Here is a 23443-nt window from a genome sequence, read left to right as displayed (position 1 = left end):
CGGCAACGTTCGTCATTCAAGGGCTGCCAACGAGTACAGGAGATTCACACGTGAAAGGTTTCAAGGGGTATATCGGTGTTGCGGGGCTTGTGCTGCTGTCGGCCAATGCCTGGGCCGATCTGCCTCACAGCTCGATTCTGAGTCGCTATGGCGTGACACCCGATCAACTGCCGGAACCGGCCAAAAGCGAAGACGCCAAGCCCGTCGAAGAAAAAAGCCGTTTTCATATCCAGCCTGAACAACCGTTCGTGACCCTCCGCATCGGCGAAGACCATGAGCCGGAGATGACCGGCAACCTGAGTATCGACCGCATGGCGCAACAGGAGCGTCAGCGCTGCCAGCGCTTGCAGGAAGAACTGGTTCGCCGCGGCGAGCGTCCCTTCAGTTGCGACGGCTCCCTCCCGGGCATGGCGTTACCCCGCTGATGAATGCAAAAAAGGCTGCGATCCCACAGGGTCGCAGCCTTTTTTGATGTTTTATCCGTCAGTCTTCTTTGCGCACGGTTGCCACTTCGTCGGCACGTACACGCACCTTGGCGCCGGAAATATCCTTGAACTCGTAGAAGCCATCCTCGGTTTTGGTATCGGGCATGTCTTCGGTCAGGTACTGGGTGCCGTTCTGCAGGGTGACCACCGTTGGCGTCGAGCAACCGGCCAGCGTCAACAGCGCAGCGACTGCCAGCGGGATACCCAGGGTTTTGATTTTCATAGGACGGCTTCCTCATTCATTTCGACCATTGTCGGTCCTCTAACGCGGTTGGTGCCATGACACCCGAAAAAGTTCGATGGACACGTGAAAAAAACTGCGTTCACGGTGCCACTGATCCTTTTCCGTTTGCGCCCGCCGGGGCAGGCTGGTATCTGTACGCATAACCAGTACTCGCTTGCCATGGCCCCGAATCTACCGTGACTGCCAATCCCCTCGACGACCCGTTCTATTACCTCAACAACTTCCGCCAGGTGCTTGATTGGCTTGAGCTTCGTTATGCCGATGTCATGAGCGAAACGGAACATGCCTTCATTCGCGACTTCAAGGCACTGCCGCGTCCGTCCCAGGGTTTGCTGGTGCGTATGGTGATGCGCAAGGGCGTGCATTTCCGGGCCGGCAAGCTGAATTACACGGAAATCGGCGACATCGCCGAAGCGGCGCAACCGCTGCTGGAGCATGGCTGGCTCGATGAACAGGCACCGTTGTCGATGGCGGAGCTGTTCGAGATTTTGCTGAAGGCGGAGCTTCTGCAGGTCTTCGGCCCGGCCATCCACCAGCCCCGAGGCAAGAAAACCGACTGGCTAGCGCTGTTGCAGGAACAATTTCCCGAGCCCCGCAGTTTTCAGCAGTGGTGTCCAACGCTGGCGGATCGGCTGTTCAGCCTGACGCTGATGGACCTGTGCGATCGCTTTCGTCTGATGTTCTTTGGCAACCTCTATCAGGACTGGTCAGAGTTCGTGCTCGCCGACCTTGGCATCTTTACCTACGAAAAAGTCGAATTCAGCGCCGATTCCCGTGGCTTGCGCAGCCGTGCCGACGTCGATGCGTGCCTGTTTCTGCACAACTGCCAGCTGTATTTCGAAGCGGGCGAACCACTGGAGCCGATCGTCGAACAGGTCGCGGCGCTGCATTTCGACAACCCTTGGCTGCAACGCCGGCGCGGCAAACTGTTGTTCCAGATCGGCCAATACTGCGAGCGCCTCGGCGAATTTGCCCTGGCGTTGAAGATCTATCGCGATTGCGCCTACCCTGGCGCGCGATTGCGGATGATCCGTGTGCTGGAACGCAGCGCCGAATACGCACTGGCACTGGAACTGGCGGTCATCGCCGAGCAGGCGCCGGAAACCGCCACCGAACAACAGGGCCTGCAACGGCTGGTGCCGCGTTTGCGGCGCAAGCTCGGCGGGCCACCGATCAAGCGCACGGCGCCGGGCATGGTGGAACGGCTGGATCTGCACCTGCCGCGTCTCGATCCGGCGTTGTCGGTGGAGTATCACGTTCAGGCGCACCTGCACGAAGCAACGGGTCCGGTGCATTACGTGGAAAACAGCCTGATCAATTCACTGTTCGGCCTGCTGTGCTGGCCGGCGATCTTCGCGCCATTGCCGGGCGCGTTCTTTCACCCGTTCCAGCGTGGCCCGGTGGATTTGCTCAATGAAGACTTCCAGCTCCGACGCGCCGAGCTGTTCCAGGCTTGTCTGGCCGAACTCGACGACGGCCGTTATGCCGACACCATCCGCGTGCGGTTCGCGACGAAGTGGGGGGTGCAATCGCCGTTCGTGTTCTGGGGTGCGCTCAATGAAGAACTGCTGGAGCAGGCCTTGGCCTGTCTGCCGGCCGAACACCTCAAACACTGGTTCAGCCGTCTGCTGCTGGACATCAAGGCCAATCGCGCCGGCATGCCGGACCTGATCCAGTTCTGGCCGCAGCACAAGACCTACCGGATGATCGAAGTCAAAGGCCCGGGCGATCGCCTGCAGGACAATCAGCTGCGCTGGCTGGAGTTCTGCAACACGCATCGGATGCCGGTCGCCGTGTGTTACGTGCAATGGGCGGAGCAAGGCGCTTGAGCTACAGCATCGCGGTGCGGGCGCTGTGCGAATTCACCGCAAAAACCGGTGACCTCGACTTGCGCTTCACGCCGTCGCCGACCGCGCTGGAGGGCATCGCCGGGCATCGCACGGTGGCGTCCCGGCGCAACGACGCCTACCAGAGCGAAGTGGCGCTGGAGGGCACATTCGGGCCGTTGAGGGTCAAGGGCAGGGCGGACGGCTACGACCCGACGCAGAACTGCCTGGAAGAAGTCAAAACCTACCGCGGCGACCTGAGCAAGCAACCGGCCAATCACCGTTCCCTGCATTGGGCCCAGGCGAAAATCTACGGCTGGTTGATGTGCTGTCGATTGCAGCTTGAGCAGATCAACCTGGCGCTGGTGTATTTCGACATCGTCACGGAAAAGGAAACCTGCCTGGTCGAGGTGTTCAGCGCCGATACGTTGCGGCAGTTCTTCGAACAGCAGTGCGGTCTGTTCCTCGCGTGGGCCGAACAGGAAATGGCCCATCGCGAAGCGCGCAACCGCGCGGCGCAGCAGCTGAGTTTTCCCCATGCCGCGTTTCGCCCCGGCCAGCGTCACCTCGCCGAATCGGTGTTCAAGGCTGTCAGCACCGGCCGCTGCCTGATGGCCCAGGCTCCCACCGGCATCGGCAAGACCCTCGGTACTCTGTTTCCGATGCTCAAGGCCCTGGCGCCGCAGCAATTGGACAAGGTGTACTTCCTCACCGCCAAGACACCCGGACGCAAACTGGCGCTGGATGCGGCGCAAGTGCTGTTCGATCACAGCGAAACCTTACCCCTGCGGGTGCTGGAAATGGTCGCCCGGGACAAGGCCTGCGAACACCCGGACAAGGCCTGTCACGGCGAGTCCTGCCCTTTGGCCGAGGGCTTTTACGACCGTTTGCCCGCTGCCCGTAAGGCTGCCAGCCAATTGCGCCTGCTGGATCAGGCCGCGCTGCGAAGCGTCGCGGCGCAGCACGGGCTATGTCCGTATTACCTGAGCCAGGAAATGGCCCGCTGGGCCGATGTGGTGGTGGCGGACTACAACTATTACTTCGATTTCAGCGCGCTGCTGTTCGGTCTGGCCCAGTTCAATCAATGGAACGTTGCGGTGCTGGTGGACGAGTCGCACAACCTGGTCGAACGCGGGCGGCAGATGTACAGCGCCACCCTCGATCAGGCGACATTGGCCAACGTGCGCAAAACCGCGCCCGAGGCCCTGAAGAAGTCGTTGCAGCGGGTCAACCGAGAATGGAACGCGCTGCACAACGACCAGTCGGCGCCGTATCAGGCCTACGACAAGGCACCGGAAAAACTGCTGCAGGCGCTCTCATCCTGCACGGCGAGCATCGGCGACTACCTCAACGATCACCCGCAAGGGCTCGACAGCGCACTGCAGAACTTCTATTTCGAGATGCTGCAATTCGGCCGGGTCGCGGAACTGTTCGACGCGCATTACCTGTTCGACATCAGCAAACGTGACCTCCAACGCAAGCGCCCGCTATCGCAACTGTGCCTGCGCAACGTGGTGCCAGCGGCGTTCATCGGCCCGCGCCTGAGTTCGGCGCGCAGCAGCGTGCTGTTTTCCGCCACCCTCAGCCCGCGCCACTATTACGCCGACTTGCTCGGCACCCCGGCCGACACAGTCTGGATCGATGTCGAGTCGCCGTTCAGCGCCGAGCAATTGCAGGTGCAGATCGTCAGCCGGATTTCCACGCGTTTCGCGCACCGTCAGGCATCGCTGGAACCGATTGTCGAGCTGATCGCCCGCCAGTTCAGCGAACGTCCGGGCAACTATCTGGCGTTCTTCAGCAGCTTCGATTACCTGCAACAGGTCGCGCAGTTGCTGGCCGAGCGACACCCGCACATCACTCGGTGGCAACAATCCCGAGGCATGGCCGAAGGGGCGCGGCAGGATTTTCTCGATCAATTCACCGCCGACAGCCAGGGCGTCGGCTTCGCGGTGCTCGGCGGCGCGTTCGGCGAAGGCATCGATCTGCCCGGCGCGCGGCTGATCGGCGCGTTCATCGCCACCCTCGGGCTGGCCCAGCTCAACCCGGTCAATGAACAGATGAAGCGGCGCATGGCCGCGATCTTCGGGGCCGGCTACGACTACACCTACCTGTTCCCCGGCGTGCAGAAAGTGGTGCAGGCCGCCGGTCGGGTGATCCGTACCCAGCAGGATCGCGGCGTGGTGATGCTGATCGATGATCGCTTTGCCGAAAGTCGTATCCGGCAGTTGCTGCCGCGCTGGTGGCAACTCGACCACACAGAAGCCGCTGTCCATTGCTCCGGTTTGACGCATACTCCTGTCATTGAGAATTTGCTTTGAGCCAAGCCTGATGAGCGAGAACAAGAAGTCCGCTGCAATCGAAGACATGCGCTTTCGTTTGCTGATCGATGCGGTGGTCGATTACGCGATCTACATGATTGACCCCGATGGCATCATCACCAGCTGGAACTCCGGTGCCAAACGCTTCAAGGGATACGAAGAAGCCGAAATCCTCGGCGAGCACTTTTCCCGGTTCTACACCGATGAGGACCGTGCAAACGGCTTGCCGCAACGGGCACTCGAAACGGCGATCCGCGAAGGCCGGTTCGAGGGTGAGGGCTGGCGGGTACGCAAGGACGGCACGCATTTCTGGTGCCACGTGGTGATCGATCCGATTTTCAGCCCGAGCGGGCAACTGCTCGGGTTCGCCAAGATCACCCGCGACCTGACCGACCGCAAGATGGCCGAAGAAACCCTCAAACAGAGCGAACAGCAGTTTCGCCTGCTGGTGCAGGGCGTCACCGACTATGCGATCTACATGCTCAGCCCCGAAGGCCGGGTGACCAACTGGAACCCCGGCGCGCAGCGAATCAAGGGGTACAGGCCGGATGAGGTCATCGGCCAGCACTTCTCGATGTTCTACACCCCCGAAGACCGTGAAGCCGGTGAGCCTCAGCGGGCCCTGGAGACCGCAGTGCGTGAGGGCCGCTTCGAGAGCAAGAGCTGGCGTCTGCGCAAGGACGGCACGCGATTTCTGGCGCATGTAGTGGTCGATGCGATCCGTGGCGAGACCGGCACTTTGCTCGGGTTTGCCAAGATTACCCGCGACGTCACCGAGGCCACCGAGGCACAACAGGCACTGGAAAAAACCCGTGAAGCGCTGTTCCAGGCGCAGAAAATGCAGGCCATCGGCCAACTCAGCGGTGGCATCGCCCACGACTTCAACAATCTGCTGACGGTGATCCTCGGTAACCTGGAAATCGTGCGCAAACGCGTAGGCGACGACCCGAAGGTCAGCCGTCTGCTGGAGAACGCCACCCAGGGCGCCTTGCGCGGCGTATCACTGACCCAGCGCATGCTGGCCTTCGCCCGGCGTCAGGAGCTCAAGACCGAACCGATAGAAATCCCGAAACTGGTGCAGGGCATCACCGGGTTGTTGCGCAGCTCGCTGGGGCCGGCCATCCGCATCGAAACGCAGTTTCCCGAAGACCTGCAAGCGGTGCTGGCCGACAGCAATCAGCTTGAGCTGGCGGTGCTTAACCTCGCCACCAACGCCCGTGACGCCATGCCCGGGGGCGGCAGCGTCACCCTCAGTGCCGAACCCGAAGTCGTGCTCGAACAGCACGATTCAAGCCTGGCGCCCGGGCGCTATGTCTGCCTGCGGGTGACCGATACCGGGGAAGGCATGGACGCTGCCACTCTGGCGTCGGCGAGGGATCCGTTTTTCACGACCAAAGGTCTGGGCAAGGGCACTGGCCTTGGGTTGTCGATGGTGCACGGGTTCATCGAACAACTGGGCGGTCGATTCATTCTGAACAGTACCCAGGGGCAGGGCACCACCGCGGAACTGTGGTTGCCCGTCGCCATCGACGGCGTTGCCCCCAACCCGGTTGGCCCAATGGTGTCCTCCGATACCGTGCCGCGCCTCAGCGTGCTGGTGGTGGATGACGACAGTCTGGTGCGCACCAGCACGGTCCTGCTGCTGGAAGACCTTGGCCATCGGGTCGTCAGTGCAAACTCCGGCGCCCAGGCGTTGGAGATGTTTGGTCAGGGCGAGGTCATCGACCTGATGATCACCGACATGGCCATGCCGAAAATGAGTGGTGCGCAACTGGCTCACGCCGTGCGTCTGCTCAAGCCGGATCTGCCGATCATCCTCGCCACCGGCTATGCCGAACGCCTCGAAGGCTTTGCCGCAGGGTTGCCGCGATTGTCGAAACCGTTCAATCAGCTGAATCTGATGGAGATCATCGCCCAGTCGATGAAGTGAACCGGGGGGGAGGACGGGATCCAGCTGAACTTGTCCGATTCCGGACGCCTCCAAACGCTTTGTTTCCGGAGCGTTTCCCGTGCCACGCATACTGACCCAACCGACCGCCGAAGAAGCCTTGACTGAACACGATGCCAAAATGTTCGGCTCACCCAAGGAACGACTGGATTTCTACCGACGGGAAATCCAGTACGAAACCAGCATTCTGGCCAACCGCACCGACGCCTACCTGGCCGCGCAATCGTTTCTGGTGATTGCGTTTGCGTCCTGCATGGCCAACCTCAACCCCGAGTGGGGCAAATTGTTCACCCTGGTGGTGCCACCGTTTCTGGCGCTGCTCGGGCTGCTCAGTTCGCTCAACGCCTGGCCGGGAATCCGTGCCGCCTACGACATCATCGATCATTGGCACTTCAAGCAGAGTGAACTGCTGCGCAGCGAACCGCTGATGGGGCTGGCTTATGACGAATCGCCGCTGTTCAGCGAAATGGAATCGAGCCACAAGGGCTACCGCAAGTCACTGCTGTTTTCCATTCGTACGCCGTGGATCTTTGCCACGTTCTGGATGTTGCTCGGCAGCTATGCGTTCTACATTCAAGTGACCAACCCGGGAAGCTGAAAGCACCACCGCGCTCAAACCCACCCGTCAGGGGTGATCCTGTTCGGGTTCGCCCGGTTTTTTACGCCGCGCGTAGCGGGCGAGAATCGGCTGGGTGCTGATACCGTGCAGCAGAATACTCAGTGCCACCACCGAAAGGGTCAGATCGGTGCACAGCGTGGCCACGTTGTCGGTCAGCCCGTGGTTCAGCGCATAGAAGAGGTAGAACAGACTGCCGATGCCGCGAATACCGAACCAGCCGATGAGCAGTCGCTGGCGTCGTGCAAGCAGTGAGCCCCATGGCATCAACGCCACGCAGGCCGGGCGAATGACACAGAACAAGACCCCGCCGACCAGCAGCGCGCGCCAATCCCAGTGACTGACCAGCACCACACCCAGCAGCGTGACCAGAAACACTTCCATCGCCCGTTCCACCAGACCGCCGAACGCGAGCATGTCGCCCATCATGATGCCAGCCGCCACCTGGCTGTCTTCCAGCCGCTCGGTATCGCCGTGCACCGCCTGCTGCGGCTCGACGTTCTGATGACCGACAACCGGTTGCACCATGTGCTCGGCGGGCGGTTGGTGGGCGCCGGTAGAATTGACTTCTTCCTGACGCAAGCCGAGGCCGGCGGCGAATACCGACAGAAAGCCGTAGCCACCCATGGATTCAGCCACGACATAGGCCAGCGCAATCAACGCCAGGGCCAGATAGTCGTTGGGGCTGAGGGTGCTGTCATCGTTGTGGATGCGCAGTGACAGGGTCAGGCGGCCGATGCCGCGGCCCATCCAGTACCCGCAGAGCAACCCGGCGGGAACTGCCCAGAGCACGCTGCGCAGTACCCACTCGGGCCATTCGGCGGCAAGCCCTTCACCGCGCAGCAACAACAGACCGAGGATCACGAACGCAAAGGCGATCCCGTCATTGAGCCCGGCCTCGCCGGACAGGCCGAACCGCACGCTGTCGACGTCCCGCGCATCGTTAACCTGCACCAGCGCCGCGAGCACCGGGTCTGTAGGCGCCAGAATCGCTCCGATCAACAGCGAAGGGCCCCAATCCAGGTTCAGGCCAAAATGCAGCAACAGGCAGACGCCAATGATCGTCAGCACCATCACCGGGCCCGCCAGGCCAAATGCAATCCGCCAGCGTTTATCGCGCAACGGCAACCGCAACTTCAAACCGCAGACGAACAGGGAAAACAGCACCGCGACTTCAGTCAGGTGCTCCATCCACAAGGAGGCTTCGTCCAGCGGCAGTTTCAGCAGATCGAGGCCCGCCGGCCCGATGCCGACGCCCAGCAGCAGACAGACAGCCGATGTTGTGACCGGCATCCAGCGCAGGTACGACGACGTCAGCGCCAGGGTCAGCAGCACGGCACCGAGTACCGCCACCCAGATGATGAAGTTCATGCCGCACGACCCGTGAGGTCAGTTCGATGCCGCCCCGACATGACGACCTCCTGATTTCTTGCAACCCGAGTGGGCCATAAAGGTATGGAGAGGTCGCCCTGTCCAGCGGTTCACTTTTTCTGGCAAGCGGTTCAGAGCATCGGTTTGCCGCCGGTCACGCCATAGCGCTGGCCGGTGATGTAGCTGGCTTCATCCGATGCCAGCAGCACGTAGATCGGCGCGACCTCCACCGGCTGGCCGGGACGGCCGAGTGGCGTTTGCTCGCCGAAGTTCTGCACTTCCTCGTCCGGCATGGTCGAGACGATCAGCGGCGTCCAGATGGGCCCCGGCGCCACGCAATTCACGCGGATCTCCCTTGGGCCGAGCATCTGCGCCAGCCCACCGGTGAAATTGGCGATGGCGCCTTTGGTGGTCGCATAGGCGAGCAGGGAGGGCTTGGGCATGTCCGAATTGATCGAACTGGTGTTGATGATCGAGGCACCGGGGCCCATGTGTTTGATGGCGGCCTGGCACAGGCGGAAGATCGCGGTGATGTTGACGTCGAAGGTCATCACCCATTCGTCATCGGGAATTTCCTCGAAGGTTTCGTGGGTCATCTGGAAAGCTGCGTTGTTGACCAGCACATCGATGCGGCCAAAGCGCTCGACGGTTTTGTCGACCAACGCCTGGCACTGGGCTTTCTGTGCGATGTCGCCGGGCAGCAACAGGCACTGGCGGCCGGCCTGTTCGACCCAGCGCGCAGTCTCTTGGGCGTCTTCGTGTTCGTTGAGGTAGGCGACCGCTACATCGGCACCTTCGCGGGCGAAGGCGATCGCGACCGCCCGACCGATGCCACTGTCGGCACCGGTGATCAAGGCAATCTTGCCGGCCAACCGACCGGAGCCGGTGTAGCTCTGTTCGCCGCAATCGGGGTACGGCTCCATGTTGCGCTGGGAGCCGGGAACTGCTTGCGCCTGTTTCGGGAACGGGGGTTTTGGGTAATCGGTCATCGTCAATCTCCGGGTCTCATGGCAGGTAGGCCGGTTGACCCGGCCCGCTCGAGCTGAGTTCGATCGGATTGACGCTTGGGTTTGCCCTGACTCGATTACCGGGACTTGAGGGCTCGCTCCATCCGGGCAATGCCTTCTTCCAGCATCGACCGCGGGCAACCAAAGTTCAGGCGCACGAATGGCTGGCTGTGGTCGCCAAAGTCCAGGCCCGGGCTGAGGCCGACCCGGGCGCGGTCCAGGAAGAACTTCTGCGGGTCGTCCAGATCCAGCGCCGAGCAATCGAGCCAGGCCAGATACGTGCCTTGCGGCACATTGAGGGTCACGCCGGGCAAGCGGTTGCGCACCGCTTCCACCAGCCAGTCACGGTTGGCTTGCAGGTACTGTTTCAGTGCCTCAAGCCAAGGGCCGGCTTCGCTGTAGGCCACGCGGGTGGCTTCCATGCCCAGCGGGTTGACGCTGTCGACCATGCCGCAGCGGGCGTGGTTGACCCGCTCGCGCAGGGCAGCGTCCTGAATGATCATGAACGAAGTCTTCAGACCGGCGATGTTGTAGGCCTTGCTCGCCGACATCAGGGTGATGGTGCGGCGGGATATTTCCGGGCTCAGGGATGCGGTCGGAATGTGCACGCGGCCGTCGTAGCACAGCTCGGCGTGGATCTCGTCGGAGATGATCCAGGCGTCCTGGGCCACGCAGATGTCTGCCACCGCTTGCAGTTCTTCACGGTCGAAGACTTTGCCGATCGGGTTGTGCGGGTTGCTCAGGAGCAGGGCGCCACCACCTTTGAGCGATTCACGCAAGGCGTCCAGCGCAGTGGTGTAGGTGCCGTCGGCCTGGGCGTTGAACTCCAGTTCAACCTTGTTCAGACCCCAATGGCCCGGTGCGTGGCGCAGCGGCGGGTAATTCGGGGTTTGCACCACGACGTTCTGCTGCGGTTGCACCAGCGCCTTGAGCGCCATGTTGAAGCCCGACTCCACGCCCGGCAGGAAGATCAGTTCCTGGGGTTTGACCCGCCAGGCGAATTTGTTCCAGAGGTCGGCGACGATGGCCTCGCGCAGGTTGTCCTGGGCCACGCTGTAGCCGACCAGTGGGTGCAGCAGACGTTGTTGCAGCGCCTCGATGACCACCGGCGGCGCGGCGAAATCCATGTCAGCGACCCACATCGGCAACACGTCGGCCGGGTAGCGGCTCCACTTGGTGCTGCCGGTGTCGTGGCGGTCGAATACCTGATCAAAATCGAAAGTCATGCGCGGTCTCTAAGAGCGGAGAGGGGTCGTGGCCGCCATGATAAGCCCCATCTTCTGCGGGTGCGAACTTGTGACCCAAGGATGGCCGACGGTCGGTTTTCACACAGGTCGCAGAGGCTTTGTCTACAGTGAAAAAGTCGGCACTGATGTGCCGCAACCGTGATTGTCCAGAACAAACCCGGCACCAGTACCGGGTTCCACCTGATCAGGAGTGCACGATGGATCTCAGCCGTCGTCAGTTCTTCAAGGTCGCCGGTATCGGCCTTGCAGGCTCTAGCCTGGGCGCGTTGGGCATGGCCCCGACGCTGGCCTTCGCCGAGCAGGTGCGCCACTTCAAGCTTGCCCACACCCATGAAACCCGCAACACCTGCCCGTATTGCTCGGTCGGTTGCGGCTTGATCATGTACAGCCAGGGCGATGCGGCGAAGAACGTTGCGCAAAACATCATCCACATCGAAGGCGACGCCGACCACCCGGTCAACCGCGGCACCCTGTGCCCGAAAGGCGCGGGCCTGCTGGACTTCATTCACAGCCCCGGCCGCCTGCAGTACCCGCAGGTGCGCAAGCCCGGCAGCAGCGAATGGACCCGGATCACCTGGGATGAAGCCCTCGACCGCGTCGCCGACCTGATGAAGGCCGACCGCGACGCCAATTTCGTCGAGCAGAACGCCCAGGGCCAAACGGTGAATCGCTGGCTGACCACCGGATTCCTCGCGGCGTCGGCGGCGTCCAACGAAGCGGGCTACATCACCCACAAGGTGATTCGCAGTCTCGGCATGCTGGGGTTCGATAACCAGGCGCGTGTCTGACACGGCCCGACGGTGGCAAGTCTTGCCCCGACGTACGGCCGTGGAGCCATGACCAACACCTGGACCGATATCGCCAATGCGAATCTGATCCTGGTGATGGGCGGCAATACAGCAGAAGCGCATCCTTGCGGCTTCAAATGGGTGACCGAAGCCAAGGCGCACAACGCCGCGCGGCTGATCGTGGTCGATCCGAGGTTTACCCGGACCGCGTCCGTGGCCGATTACTACGCGCCGATTCGCACCGGCAGCGACATCGCGTTCATGGGCGGGCTGATCAATTACCTGCTGACCGAGGACAAGATCCAGCACGAATACGTGCGCAACTACACCGACGTGTCGTTCATCGTCAGAGCCGGATTCGGCTTCGAGGACGGACTGTTCACCGGTTACGACGCGGCCAAGCGCAGCTACACCGATAAATCCACCTGGGGTTACGAGCTGGGTGACGACGGCTTCGTCAAAGTCGACCCGACCCTGCAGGATCCGCGCTGCGTCTATCAACTGATGAAGCAGCATTACAGCCGCTACAACATCGACCTGGCGAGCCAGATCTGCGGCATGCCGGTCGATGCCATGAAGAAAATCTGGGAGGAAATCGCCACTTGCTCGGTGCCGGGCAAGACCATGACCATTCTCTATGCGCTGGGCTGGACCCAACACTCGATCGGCTCGCAGATCATCCGCAGCGCGGCGATGGTGCAATTGTTGCTGGGCAACGTCGGCATGCCCGGCGGCGGGGTCAACGCCTTGCGCGGGCACTCCAACATTCAGGGCCTGACCGACCTCGGTCTACTGTCCAACGCGCTGCCGGGTTACCTGAGCCTGCCCACCGACATGGAGCAGGACTACAACGCCTACATCAAGAAACGCACGCAAGTCCCGTTGCGGCCGGGGCAACTGTCCTACTGGCAGAACTACAGCAAGTTCCACGTCAGCCTGATGAAAGCCTGGTACGGCGCCAATGCCACCGCCGAGAACCAGTGGGCCTATCACTACCTGCCGAAACTCGACATCCCCAACTACGACATCCTCAAGGTGTTCGATCTGATGGGGCAGGGCAAGGTCAACGGCTACATGTGCCAGGGCTTCAACCCGATTGCCGCATTGCCGGACAAGAACCGGGTGATGGCGGCGCTGGCCAAACTGAAATGGCTGGTGGTGATGGACCCGCTGGCCACCGAGACCTCGCAATTCTGGGAACACGTCGGGCCGTTCAACGATGTGAAGAGCGCCGACATCCAGACCGAAGTGATTCGGCTGCCGACCACCTGCTTTGCCGAAGAGGAAGGCTCGCTGGTCAACAGCAGCCGCTGGCTGCAATGGCACTGGAAAGGCGCCGACGGCCCCGGCGAGGCGCGCACCGACGTGCAGATCATGAGTGCGCTGTTCCTGCGCCTGCGTGAGCGTTATCAGGCCGAGGGCGGCAAGTTCGCCGATCCGCTGCTGAAACTGTCGTGGCCGTACAAGATCGCCGAAGAACCCTCGCCGGAAGAGATCGCCAAAGAGATCAACGGCTACGCCACCACTGATTTCACCGATGCTACGGGGGCGGCGATCAAGGGCAATTCGCAACTGGCCGGGTTCGCCCAGCTCAGGGATGACGGCAGCACCGCGTCCGGTTGCTGGATCTTCTGCGGCAGCTGGACCGAAGCCGGCAACCAGATGGCCCGTCGCGACAACAACGACCCTTATGGCATGCATCAGCATCAGGGCTGGGCATGGGCCTGGCCGGCCAACCGGCGGATTCTCTACAACCGGGCCTCGGCGGACGTCGCAGGCAAACCCTGGGATCCGAAAAAACGCCTGGTCTGGTGGAACGGCAAGGCCTGGGGCGGCACCGACGTGCCGGACTACAAGGCCGACGTGCCGCCGGAAGCCGGGATGAACCCGTTCATCATGAACCCCGAAGGCGTGGCGCGGTTCTTCGCCGTCGACAAGATGAACGAAGGGCCATTCCCCGAGCACTACGAGCCGTTCGAAACGCCGATCGGCATCAACCCGCTGCACCCCGAAAACAAAAAAGCCACCAACAACCCGGCGGCGCGGATCTTCGATTCGGTGTGGGACAGCCTCGGCGTGGCCAAGGATTACCCGTACGCCGCCACCAGTTACCGGTTGACCGAGCATTTCCATTTCTGGAGCAAGCACTGCAAGTTGAACGCGATTGCCCAACCCGAGCAATTCGTGGAAATCGGCGAAGTGCTGGCGAAAGAGAAGGGCATCGTTGCCGGCGACCGGGTGCGGGTCAGCTGCAAGCGCGGGTTCATTGAAGCGGTGGCGGTGGTGACCAAAAGGATCCGGCCGCTGCAGGTCAACAACCAGGTGGTGCACCAGATCGGCATTCCGCTGCACTGGGGCTTCACCGGCCTGACGCGCCACGGTTACCTGACCAACACCCTGGTGCCGTTCCTCGGCGATGGCAATACACAGACCCCGGAATCCAAGTCGTTCCTGGTCAACGTGGAGAAGCTCTGATGGAGAATCTTTAGATGGCCAGCCAAGACATCATTGCCCGCTCGGCCACCACCACCCCGGCGCCTTCGATACGCGATCAGGAGCAGGTGGCCAAGCTGATCGACACCACCAAATGCATCGGCTGCAAGGCCTGTCAGGTCGCGTGCTCGGAATGGAACGAGTTGCGCGACGAGGTCGGCCACAACCACGGCACCTACGACAATCCACAGGACCTGAGCGCCGATTCATGGACGCTGATGCGCTTCACCGAGCACGAAACCGACGCCGGCAACCTCGAATGGCTGATCCGCAAGGACGGCTGCATGCATTGCGCCGAGCCCGGTTGCCTGGCGGCGTGCCCCAGCCCCGGCGCGATCATCAAGCACGCCAACGGCATCGTCGATTTCGATCAGGACCACTGCATCGGCTGCGGTTATTGCATCACCGGTTGCCCGTTCAACATCCCGCGCATTTCGCAGAAGGATCACAAGGCCTACAAATGCACTTTGTGTTCGGACCGGGTGGCGGTGGGGCTGGAACCGGCCTGCGTAAAAACCTGCCCGACCGGCGCCATCGTGTTCGGCACCAAGGACGACATGAAGACCCATGCTGCCGAGCGCATCGTCGACCTGAGAAGCCGAGGCTTCGACAACGCCGGTCTCTATGATCCTGAAGGCGTCGGCGGCACTCACGTCATGTACGTGCTGCACCACGCCGACACCCCGAAAATCTACGCCGGTTTGCCGGACAACCCCCAGATCAGTCCGCTGGTGGGCTTGTGGAAAGGCATCAGCAAACCCTTGGGCCTGCTGGCCATGGGGGCGGCGGTGCTGGCCGGGTTCTTCCATTACGTGCGGGTCGGCCCGAACCGGGTCGAGGACGATGAACATCCCGATCCGCCCGACACCTCGGTGCACGTCGTCGATCCGGCGGTGCACACCTTCGACCCACGCGGGGAGGGCCGGCCATGAGCAACAAGACGATCCTGCGCTACACCGCCAACCAGCGCACCAATCACTGGCTGGTGGCGATTCTGTTCTTCATGGCCGGGCTGTCGGGGCTGGCGCTGTTTCATCCGTCGATGTTCTGGCTGACAAATCTGTTCGGCGGCGGGCCATGGACGCGGATCCTGCACCCGTTCATGGGTGTGCTGATGTTCGTGTTCTTCTTCGGCCTGGTGTTTCGCTTCTGGCGCTCGAACTTCTTTATCGACAACGACTGGAAGTGGCTGCGGCGCATCGACCGGGTGCTGGTCAACGATGAAGAGACCGTGCCGGCGGTGGGCAAGTACAACGCCGGGCAAAAGCTGCTGTTCTGGACTTTACTGCTGTGCATGCTCGGCTTGCTGTTCACCGGGCTGGTGATCTGGCGCGCGTATTTCAGTCACTACTTCGGCATCACCACCATCCGCTGGGCGATGTTGCTGCACGCGCTGGCGGGGTTTGTGCTGATCCTGAGCATCATCGTTCACATCTACGCCGGAATCTGGATCAAGGGTTCGGTGGACGCGATGATGCACGGCTGGGTCAGTCGCGCCTGGGCCAGGAAACACCATGCACTCTGGTATCGCGAGGTGGAGAGCAAAGATCCGCCGGAGCGACCGGTCACGAAAAAGGGCTGACAGTTGCCAACCATCCTTGAACCCGGAGAAATCGAAGCGGCGGCCAGTTCGCCGCCGTTTCTGCATTTGCCGCCGCATAACCTGTTCATGTTGCGGGCCCAGCGCCTGGAGCGTTTGGCCGACGGGCATCCGCTGGCCGATTACCTGCACTTGATCGCCGGGTTGTGCCGCGCTCAGCAGCAAATCCTCGACGATCCGCCCTCGACCGCGCCGCGTGATGAACAGAGACTGGAAGTCTGCCGGCAGCACGGCATGCCACCGTTCGCCGCCGACACTTTGATTCGCGAAGACATCTGGCAGCTCTATCTCGAGGCCTTGCTCCAGCGCTATGTCGCACCCGAGCAACCCGCCGTGATCGAGGCCGTGACCACGCTGCGCATCGCTAGCCCCGGCCAGCGACGCGCCTGGGCCGTGGCATTGGTCAGCGGCCAGTATTCGCTGGTGCCGGCGGCGCTGGTGCCGTTTCTCGGGGCGGGGCTGCAAGCGGCGTGGAGTCACTGGCTGCTCAGCACACCCAACCTGCAACTGACGCCCGGCGACAGCCTCAGCCAGTGCCCGGCCTGTGGCTCGCCGGCCATGGCCGGAGTGATCCGCCATCGCGGCAAGCACAACGGCCTGCGCTATCTGGTGTGTTCGCTGTGCGCCTGCGAATGGCATGTGGTGCGGGTCAAGTGCGTGTATTGCGAGCAGAGCAAAGGGCTGGAATACCTGAGCCTGGAGGATGACCGCCACGCCGCCAATCAGGCGCCGTTGCGCGCCGAAGTCTGTCCGGGCTGCAACAGCTACCTGAAGTTGCTGTATCTGGAAAACGATGGAGAGGGCGAGGCGCTGTCGGCGGATCTGGGCAGCCTGCTGCTCGACATGCGCCTGGCTCAGGACGGCTATCAGCGGCTGGCGCCGAATCTGTTGCTGGCGCCCGGCGACGAATAGCCCTCAGCGATGGGGCAGTTCAACCCGGGCGCGTAAGCCGCCGCTGCGGCGATTGTGCAGACTCAGCTCTCCACCCTGTTCACGAATGATTCCCCGGGCCGCCGAGAGACCAAGCCCGACACCGCCGGTGTCGCGGTTGCGCGAGGTCTCGAGACGGAAAAACGGATCGAACACCCGCTCCAGCGCATCCTCGGGAATTCCCGGCCCCTCGTCTATCACCTCGATGCGGATCGATGCATCATCGCTGCTCAGCGCCACGCTTGGGCGTTGTCCGTATTTCACCGCGTTATCCAGCAAATTGACGATGACCCGTTTGATGCCCAACGGCCGGCCGTTGTACACCACATGTGCCGGACCGGTGAAACCGATGTCGATGTGCTGATCGCGGTAGTCATCGACGATGGTTTGCAGTAACTCCGACAGATCGAACGCAGTGGATTGTTCCAGGTGGGTGTCTTCCCGGAAGAACGCCAGGGCAGCGTTGATCATCGATTGCATTTCCTCGATGTCGCGGATCAGTTTGCCCTGATGGTCGAGGTCCTCCATGAATTCGCTGCGCAGGCGCATCCGGGTCAGCGGTGCGCGCAAATCATGGGAGATGGCGGCCAGCATGTGGGTGCGCTCGCCGATGAAGTGCTGGATCTGCGCCTGCATCGTGTTGAAGGCGACGATGGCCTGACGGATTTCGTGCGGGCCTTCAAGGTGGATCGGTGGTGCTTTCAGATCCCCACCGAAGCGCCGGGCCGCATGGGCAAAGCGCTGCAACGGCTGGGCCAGTTGGCGTGTGGCCAGCCAGGCGACCAACAGCGTGGCGACCAGGCCCAAGGCAACGATCACGGCGATTCGCACGTTCAGGCTCAATCCCCAACTGCGCTCCGGCGGCGTGAACGACAACCAGCTGTCATCGCCCAGCCGTACCAGCGCCACGTAGTGCGCCCGAGGGCTGCCGGCGGGCCAGTCATCGGGGTTGAAGACGTCGATCTGTCGGTCATCGCCAAGCAATTGCCGCAGCGCCGGCACTTTTCCAGCCTCGACCTGTTCGCCGCCCCCCGGCAGACCGAAGTCGACCCAACGGGGTTTCCACAACACGTCGAGCATCGGGCTGCTGGCGGCGCTGGCCAATTGCGGACGCAAGGCCGCCGGCGCCGCCTCGATCACTCGCGTGGTGGCGGCGATTTGTTCCAACAGCCCGGTGCGCTCGATCGGCGGTCGGGCCCAGATTCCAGCGACCTGAACGAACAGCGCGTTGAGCAGCAGCGAAGCGAGCATGGCCGCGACGATCGTCAGTGCAATCCGCCGACTGAGAGTGTCGCGCCGCAGCATCCGGCCGATCATGAGCGGCTGACCTTGGCAGTGAACATGTAGCCGCCGTTGCGCACGGTTCGGATCAGGTCCGGGCGCTTGCTGTCCGGTTCGATCTTGCGCCGCAGCCGGCTGATCTGCACATCGATGCTGCGGTCATAGGCGTCGTGGCCCTGGCCGTGGGTCAGGTCGATCAGTTGCTCGCGGGTCAGGATGCGTTGCGGGTGTTCGAGCAACACCAGCAGCAGGTCGAATTCGCCGGCGGACATTGGAATCATCACGCCTTCGGGTGAGCGCAGTTCGCGGCAGGTGATATCCAGATGCCAACCGGCGAAGGCCATGACCGGCCGTGAAGGCTCGACGCCGAACGGAGCGTTCTCACCGACCCGACGTTGCAGGGCGCGCACCCGGGCCAGCAATTCCTGCGGGGCGAAGGGTTTGGTGAGGTAGTCGTCGGCGCCCAGTTCCAGGCCGACAATGCGGTCGCTCAGCTCGGCCATGGCCGTGAGCATGATGATCGGAATGCCCATCTGCGCCCGAACCTTCTGGCACAGGCTCAGGCCACCTTCGCCGGGGAGCATCAGGTCGAGGATGATCGTGTCCGGCCGCGCCTGCGCAATGGCCGCCCACATGGCCTCGCCATGGGCGGCGACATCGACCTGATAGCCGTGCTGAACGAAGAACTTCTTCAGCAAGGACAGAATTTCCCCGTCGTCATCGACGATCAGCAATCTGCTCACGTTTGCGCAATCCATGAACCCAAAAGAAGCGCATCTAAAACCATTTCGATGCGCCGGTCATATATTTCAATCCTGCAACATTTCTTCAGCGCGGACATCAGCCGGACATCGTCGGGCAAACATCCGCAGGCACTCTGCACGCCTTCCAACCAAGGGGGCTCAACATGAAGGACATGAACAGCGGCTACATCACCCGGGACCATGGCGCCGTGCGCCCGTTGATCCTGACCCAGCGCACCACCGCGCCGGGCCCGGACACACCGATTCTGTTCCAGGAGACGTGCCTGGGGCTGGCCAACGATCAGAGTCAGTTGATCCTGCGCCGCTATTTCGAACGATTCAGCCCGACCGAGGCCCATTGGGTCGAATACCTCCATACGATTTCTACCGCCGAATTCATTCAATGGATCATGACCCACGGCCAGTTGCGCATCGAGTGCTCCGACAACACCCCGCACAGCCACGTCCACGCCTGAACAAGGAAGTACCATCGATGAGTAACCATCGCTCACTGGCTGTGCTGTTTGCCGCCACCCTCAGCCTGTCGGCGTGCAGCAGCAAGAAGCTTCCGGCCGAGCCGCAGGCCGGGTTTCTAAGGGATTACAGCGTGCTCAAGCAAGGGCAGACCGCTTCGGGGCAGACGATCCTGAGCTGGGTCAGCCCGGCATTGGCGAGGGGCCGTTACACCCAGGTTTACCTGGCGCCGAGCCAGTTCTACCCACGGCCCGAGCCTTCGCAGCGCATTCCCCAAAGCACCTTGTCGGGCGTGACCCACTATTACGACGCAGCCCTCAGGCTGGAGCTGGGCAAAGTGCTGCCGCTGGCGTCGAAACCCGGCCCGGACACGCTGATCGTCAAACCGGCCATCACCCAGGTCGCCGCCAGCACTCAGGGCCTGCGTTTTTATGAATGGCTGCCGGTGACGCTGGTCGCGGCCGGGGTGAGCAGCGCCACCGGCATTCGTGACCGGGACAGTGAGATCGCCACGGAAGTGTCCTTCGAAGACGGTTCGACCGGGGAGGTCGTGGCCGAGGTGGTGCGCAAGGGCAAGGGCGTGCCGCTGGAGAACGACAAACAGGTCATGACGCCCGATAACGTGAAAGCCGTCCTCGATGGCTGGGCCACGGACTTGAGTCAAACCTATGTGCCGGTTCAGCGAGCCGCGCTGCGCTAGAGGCAGGGTGGTCTAACATCATCAGGCGTATTTCGATTTCGGGAGTGCCTGATGTCCGTGAGTGTTGCCCTGCGGTTACCGTCGATAGACAGCCTGTTGCGCCACCCCGCGTGCCAGCCCTTGGCCGAGCGTTACGGACGCGAGGCCCTGTTGACGGGGTTTCGCCAGTTACTGGATGAGTTGCGCGAAGCGGTGGTGGCCGGGCAATTGACCGCCGTTGAAATCAGCCCTGAAACCCTGGCCGGAAGGGTGTCTGAACGCCTGGCACTGAAGCAGCGCAGTCAGGTGCGCCGGGTGTTCAACCTGACCGGCACAGTCCTGCACACCAACCTCGGCCGGGCCTTGCTGCCCGAAGAGGCCATTGAAGCCGTGCAACTCGCGGCGCGCTATCCCTTGAATCTCGAATTCGATCTGGCCAGCGGCAAGCGCGGTGACCGCGACGACCTGATCGAAGGCCTGATCCGCGAACTCACCGGCGCCGAAGCCGTCACCGTGGTCAACAACAATGCCGCCGCCGTATTGCTGAGCCTCAACAGCCTCGGCGCGCGCAAGGAAGGCATCATCTCCCGGGGCGAGCTGATCGAGATCGGCGGCGCGTTCCGCATCCCCGACATCATGAGCCGCGCCGGCGTGCGCCTGCACGAGGTTGGCACCACCAATCGTACCCATGCCCGCGACTACGAGGCGGCTATCAGCCCACGCAGCGGCCTGCTCATGCGCGTGCACGCAAGCAACTACAGCATCGAAGGTTTCACTGCTCGGGTGCCGACTGCCGAACTGGCGGCGCTGGCCCATCGACATGGTCTGCCGCTGCTCGAAGACCTCGGCAGCGGCAGTCTGCTGGACCTGACCCGTTGGGGCTTGCCGGCGGAACCGACGGTACGCCAGGCACTGCTCGATGGCGCCGACATCGTCACCTTCAGCGGCGATAAATTGCTGGGCGGGCCGCAGGCGGGGGTGATTGTCGGGCGCAAGGACTTGATCGCGAAGATCAAGAAGAACCCGCTGAAACGTGCGTTGCGGGTCGACAAACTGACCCTGGCGGCACTGGAAGCGGTGCTCGGGCTCTACCGCGACCCCGATCGGCTGGCCGAGCGCTTGCCGAGCCTGCGCCTGCTGACTCGGCCGCAAGCCGACATTCTGGCCCAGGCCGAACGCCTGCAACCGGCCTTGTCTCAACGGCTGGGCGAGGGCTGGACCGTGACGGCGATACCGGCGCTGGGCATGATCGGCAGTGGCAGCCAACCGGTGGCACGCCTGCCAAGCGCCGCATTGTGCCTGCGCCCGCAAGTATCGAAACGCCTGCGCGGACGTTGCCTGCTGAATCTGGAAGCCGCGTTTCGCGCCTTGCCGGTCCCGGTGCTCGGGCGCCTCGATGACGACGCGTTGTGGCTGGATCTGCGGCAACTCGACGATGAACCGGCCTGGCAGGCGCAACTCGGGCAGTTGCAAACGTGATCGTCGGCACGGCGGGGCACATCGACCACGGCAAGACGTCACTGCTGCAAGCGCTGACCGGGCAAACCGGCGACCGCCGCCCGCAGGAACGCGAACGCGGGATGACCATCGACCTCGGTTATCTGTACGCCGAACTGGCGCCTGACGCCGGGCTGACCGGTTTCATCGACGTGCCGGGCCATGAGAAATTCACCCACAACATGCTGGCCGGCGCGCAGGGTATCGATCTGGTGTTGCTGGTGGTGGCCGCGGATGACGGGGTGATGCCGCAGACCCGCGAGCATCTGGCGATTGTCGAGTTGCTGGGCATTCCACGGGCGCTGGTGGCGATCACCAAGTGTGATCGGGTCGAGGCGGGCAGGGTGGAAGAGGTTCGCCGGCAAGTTGAAAGCCTGCTGGCGTCCGGGGTCTATGCCGGAGCGCCGCTGTTGACGGTTTCCAGCGTGACCGGCGAGGGTGTCGATGCGCTGCGCCAGATGTTGTTGCAGACGCAGGGTGCAATACAGGCGCGCAGTCGCGAAGGCGGGTTTCGTCTGGCGATCGACCGGGCATTCAGTGTCGCCGGTGCCGGGATCGTGGTGACGGGGACGGCGCTTTCGGGTTTGGTTGCGGTGGGTGACAAGCTGAGTCTGGGCCCGACGGGCAACACCGTACGGGTCAGAGGCCTGCACGCGCAGAATCAGGCCGCCGAACAAGCCTTCGCCGGCCAACGGGTGGCCCTGAACATCAGCACGGATCGTCTGGAGCTCGGGCAGATTCATCGTGGCCAATGGTTGCTTGCCCAATGGCTGCACGCGCCGACCCAGCGGCTGGACATCGAATTCCAGCTGCTGCCGGGCGAACGGGTTTTTCAGCATTTTCAGCCGGTGCACCTGCATCTGGGCACGCAGGACGTGATCGCCCGGGTCGCCTTGCTGGAAGGTTCGAGTCTGGCACCCGGCGAGCGCATGTTTGCGCAATTGCTGACCAACGTCCCCGTGCACGGCGTCAACGGTGATCCGTTGATCCTGCGTGATGCCAGCGCCCAGCGCACGCTCGGCGGTGGTCGCGTGCTCGATCCCTTCGCCCCGGCCCGCCAGCGGCGCAGCCCGGAACGGCTGGCGCAACTGCGCGCACTGGCGATCAGCGCCGAGCTGGAACAGGCCTTGCCGACGTTGCTGGAGTACAGCGCAAGCGGCCTCGACCCGCAACGCCTGGAGCGTCAGTTCAATCGTCCGCGTGACGGCTGGACGCTGCCGGACAACGTCCGATTGATCGAAACCCGGCAAGGGCCGGTGCTGTTCAATGCGCAGCGCTGGGGCATGCTCAAGTTCACCTTGCTGGAACAACTGGCGCGCTTTCATGAGATGGAGCCCGATCAGATGGGCCCGGATCGCGACCGTCTGCGGCGCTTCAGCGGTTTGAGCCTTGAGCGCGCGACCTTCATCAGCCTGCTGGAAGCATTACTCGTTGCCGGCTCGCTGGTCGCCAGCGGCCCATGGTTGCACTTGCCCGACCATCAGGTGCGCCTGAGCGCCGACGACGAAACCCTGTGGCAGGCGTTGCAACCGTTGTTCGAACAGGCCGGTTTCGATCCGCCGTGGGTCCGTGACGTGGCGAAAGTCGTCGATCAGGAAGACGCGACCGTCCGATTGCTGCTGCGCAAACTGGCGCGCCTTGGCGTGATGCACCAAGTGGTGCGCGACCTGTTTGTCACGGACATCACGCTGCGGCAAATGGCGGCGGTGCTGCTGCGCCTGGCGGAGGAAAATCCGCAGATCGAAGTCACGGCGTTCCGCGATGCGCTAGGCTTGGGACGCAAGCGCAGTATTCAGATCCTCGAATACTTCGACCGGCTGGGCCTGACCCGGCGTGTCGGCGAAGGCCGGCAAATCCGCTCCGACAGTGCGCTGGCGAACTCCGGCGCGAACTGAG

19 protein-coding genes are annotated in these 23443 nt (G+C 62.7%); 13 read left to right on the top strand and 6 right to left on the bottom strand.

Annotated elements, in window-relative coordinates:
• Positions 1-50: 50 nt before the first annotated feature.
• Entirely contained in the window at positions 51-425 is a 375-nt protein-coding gene (locus tag L6D81_RS11930) for a hypothetical protein (RefSeq protein ID WP_236179608.1), read from the top strand.
• Between the two features lie 58 nt (positions 426-483).
• Here the strand turns inward: L6D81_RS11930 and L6D81_RS11925 are convergent, their stop codons facing one another.
• Complete coding sequence (locus L6D81_RS11925) at positions 484-708, bottom strand: YgdI/YgdR family lipoprotein (RefSeq protein WP_039768348.1); 225 nt, start codon at positions 706-708, stop codon at positions 484-486.
• 197 nt (positions 709-905) lie between these two features.
• Between L6D81_RS11925 and L6D81_RS11920 the strand changes: the two genes are divergently transcribed.
• The 4 genes from L6D81_RS11920 (at position 906) to L6D81_RS11905 (ending at position 7419) form a co-directional block, all read left to right on the top strand.
• Entirely contained in the window at positions 906-2558 is a 1653-nt protein-coding gene (locus L6D81_RS11920; RefSeq protein ID WP_236179606.1) for a VRR-NUC domain-containing protein, read from the top strand.
• Positions 2555-4873 (top strand): ATP-dependent DNA helicase, encoded by a 2319-nt coding sequence (locus L6D81_RS11915; protein WP_236179604.1) that lies wholly within the window; start codon positions 2555-2557, stop codon positions 4871-4873. Before L6D81_RS11920 ends, L6D81_RS11915 begins: the two co-directional genes overlap by 4 nt.
• Positions 4874-4883: 10 nt before the next feature.
• Positions 4884-6803: a hybrid sensor histidine kinase/response regulator gene (locus tag L6D81_RS11910; protein WP_236179602.1), complete on the top strand. Its 1920-nt coding sequence runs from the start codon at positions 4884-4886 to the stop codon at positions 6801-6803.
• Between the two features lie 79 nt (positions 6804-6882).
• Complete coding sequence (locus L6D81_RS11905) at positions 6883-7419, top strand: hypothetical protein (protein ID WP_236179596.1); 537 nt, start codon at positions 6883-6885, stop codon at positions 7417-7419.
• Positions 7420-7446: 27 nt separating this feature from the next.
• Here the strand turns inward: L6D81_RS11905 and L6D81_RS11900 are convergent, their stop codons facing one another.
• From L6D81_RS11900 to L6D81_RS11890, 3 genes are all read right to left on the bottom strand, one after another.
• Positions 7447-8808: a cation:proton antiporter gene (locus L6D81_RS11900; RefSeq protein ID WP_236179595.1), complete on the bottom strand. Its 1362-nt coding sequence runs from the start codon at positions 8806-8808 to the stop codon at positions 7447-7449.
• Positions 8809-8939: 131 nt separating this feature from the next.
• A complete protein-coding gene (locus L6D81_RS11895) occupies positions 8940-9797 on the bottom strand; it encodes a glucose 1-dehydrogenase (RefSeq protein ID WP_236179594.1) in 858 nt (285 codons plus the stop codon).
• Between the two features lie 95 nt (positions 9798-9892).
• On the bottom strand, positions 9893-11041 hold the full coding sequence (locus L6D81_RS11890; RefSeq protein ID WP_236179592.1) for a MalY/PatB family protein: 1149 nt from the start codon (positions 11039-11041) through the stop codon (positions 9893-9895).
• A gap of 218 nt (positions 11042-11259) precedes the next feature.
• Between L6D81_RS11890 and fdnG the strand changes: the two genes are divergently transcribed.
• Genes fdnG through fdhE form a run of 4 tightly spaced genes read left to right on the top strand, consistent with a single transcriptional unit; the run spans position 11260 to position 16855 of the window.
• On the top strand, positions 11260-14325 hold the full coding sequence (fdnG, locus tag L6D81_RS11885; protein ID WP_236179590.1) for a formate dehydrogenase-N subunit alpha: 3066 nt from the start codon (positions 11260-11262) through the stop codon (positions 14323-14325).
• A gap of 14 nt (positions 14326-14339) precedes the next feature.
• Positions 14340-15275 carry a formate dehydrogenase subunit beta gene (fdxH, locus tag L6D81_RS11880; RefSeq protein ID WP_236179588.1) on the top strand — a complete coding sequence of 312 codons (936 nt, stop codon included), beginning with the start codon at positions 14340-14342 and terminating at the stop codon, positions 15273-15275.
• Entirely contained in the window at positions 15272-15925 is a 654-nt protein-coding gene (locus L6D81_RS11875; RefSeq protein WP_236179586.1) for a formate dehydrogenase subunit gamma, read from the top strand. The genes fdxH and L6D81_RS11875 overlap by 4 nt, the downstream gene beginning before the upstream one ends.
• A 3-nt stretch (positions 15926-15928) precedes the next feature.
• Positions 15929-16855, top strand: a complete 927-nt coding sequence (fdhE, locus tag L6D81_RS11870; protein ID WP_236179584.1) for a formate dehydrogenase accessory protein FdhE — start codon at positions 15929-15931, stop codon at positions 16853-16855.
• Positions 16856-16858: 3 nt separating this feature from the next.
• Here the strand turns inward: fdhE and L6D81_RS11865 are convergent, their stop codons facing one another.
• Complete coding sequence (locus tag L6D81_RS11865; protein WP_236179581.1) at positions 16859-18190, bottom strand: ATP-binding protein; 1332 nt, start codon at positions 18188-18190, stop codon at positions 16859-16861.
• Positions 18187-18912, bottom strand: coding sequence for a response regulator (locus L6D81_RS11860; RefSeq protein ID WP_236179579.1), 726 nt, complete (start codon positions 18910-18912; stop codon positions 18187-18189). The genes L6D81_RS11865 and L6D81_RS11860 overlap by 4 nt, the downstream gene beginning before the upstream one ends.
• Positions 18913-19061: 149 nt before the next feature.
• On the opposite strand from L6D81_RS11860, the gene L6D81_RS11855 reads away from it, so the two are divergent.
• From L6D81_RS11855 to selB, 4 genes are read left to right on the top strand one after another with little or no spacing between them, the layout of a single operon-like run.
• Positions 19062-19373, top strand: coding sequence for a hypothetical protein (locus L6D81_RS11855; protein WP_236179578.1), 312 nt, complete (start codon positions 19062-19064; stop codon positions 19371-19373).
• Between the two features lie 17 nt (positions 19374-19390).
• Entirely contained in the window at positions 19391-20071 is a 681-nt protein-coding gene (locus tag L6D81_RS11850) for a DUF3313 domain-containing protein (RefSeq protein ID WP_236179576.1), read from the top strand.
• Between the two features lie 51 nt (positions 20072-20122).
• Positions 20123-21529, top strand: a complete 1407-nt coding sequence (gene selA, locus L6D81_RS11845) for an L-seryl-tRNA(Sec) selenium transferase (RefSeq protein ID WP_236179574.1) — start codon at positions 20123-20125, stop codon at positions 21527-21529.
• The gene (gene selB, locus L6D81_RS11840; RefSeq protein WP_236179572.1) at positions 21526-23442 is read left to right on the top strand and encodes a selenocysteine-specific translation elongation factor; all 1917 of its coding nucleotides are present in this window, start codon (positions 21526-21528) and stop codon (positions 23440-23442) included. Before selA ends, selB begins: the two co-directional genes overlap by 4 nt.
• Position 23443: the final 1 nt, after the last annotated feature.

This window comes from Pseudomonas sputi (genome assembly GCF_021603585.1).
Classification (GTDB): domain Bacteria; phylum Pseudomonadota; class Gammaproteobacteria; order Pseudomonadales; family Pseudomonadaceae; genus Aquipseudomonas; species Aquipseudomonas sputi.
Note: the sequence above shows the minus strand (reverse complement) of the source record. Positions and strands in the feature narration are given on the sequence as shown.

Coding starts and splice junctions, on each gene's coding strand:
- selA (WP_236179574.1), top strand. CDS start 20,123: ATGTCCGTGAGTGTTGCCCTGCGGTTACCGTCGATAGACAGCCTGTTG.
- L6D81_RS11900 (WP_236179595.1), bottom strand. CDS start 8,808: ATGAACTTCATCATCTGGGTGGCGGTACTCGGTGCCGTGCTGCTGACC.
- L6D81_RS11890 (WP_236179592.1), bottom strand. CDS start 11,041: ATGACTTTCGATTTTGATCAGGTATTCGACCGCCACGACACCGGCAGC.
- L6D81_RS11875 (WP_236179586.1), top strand. CDS start 15,272: ATGAGCAACAAGACGATCCTGCGCTACACCGCCAACCAGCGCACCAAT.
- fdxH (WP_236179588.1), top strand. CDS start 14,340: ATGGCCAGCCAAGACATCATTGCCCGCTCGGCCACCACCACCCCGGCG.
- L6D81_RS11910 (WP_236179602.1), top strand. CDS start 4,884: ATGAGCGAGAACAAGAAGTCCGCTGCAATCGAAGACATGCGCTTTCGT.
- L6D81_RS11865 (WP_236179581.1), bottom strand. CDS start 18,190: ATGATCGGCCGGATGCTGCGGCGCGACACTCTCAGTCGGCGGATTGCA.
- L6D81_RS11895 (WP_236179594.1), bottom strand. CDS start 9,797: ATGACCGATTACCCAAAACCCCCGTTCCCGAAACAGGCGCAAGCAGTT.
- L6D81_RS11850 (WP_236179576.1), top strand. CDS start 19,391: ATGAGTAACCATCGCTCACTGGCTGTGCTGTTTGCCGCCACCCTCAGC.
- L6D81_RS11855 (WP_236179578.1), top strand. CDS start 19,062: ATGAAGGACATGAACAGCGGCTACATCACCCGGGACCATGGCGCCGTG.
- L6D81_RS11860 (WP_236179579.1), bottom strand. CDS start 18,912: ATGGATTGCGCAAACGTGAGCAGATTGCTGATCGTCGATGACGACGGG.
- L6D81_RS11925 (WP_039768348.1), bottom strand. CDS start 708: ATGAAAATCAAAACCCTGGGTATCCCGCTGGCAGTCGCTGCGCTGTTG.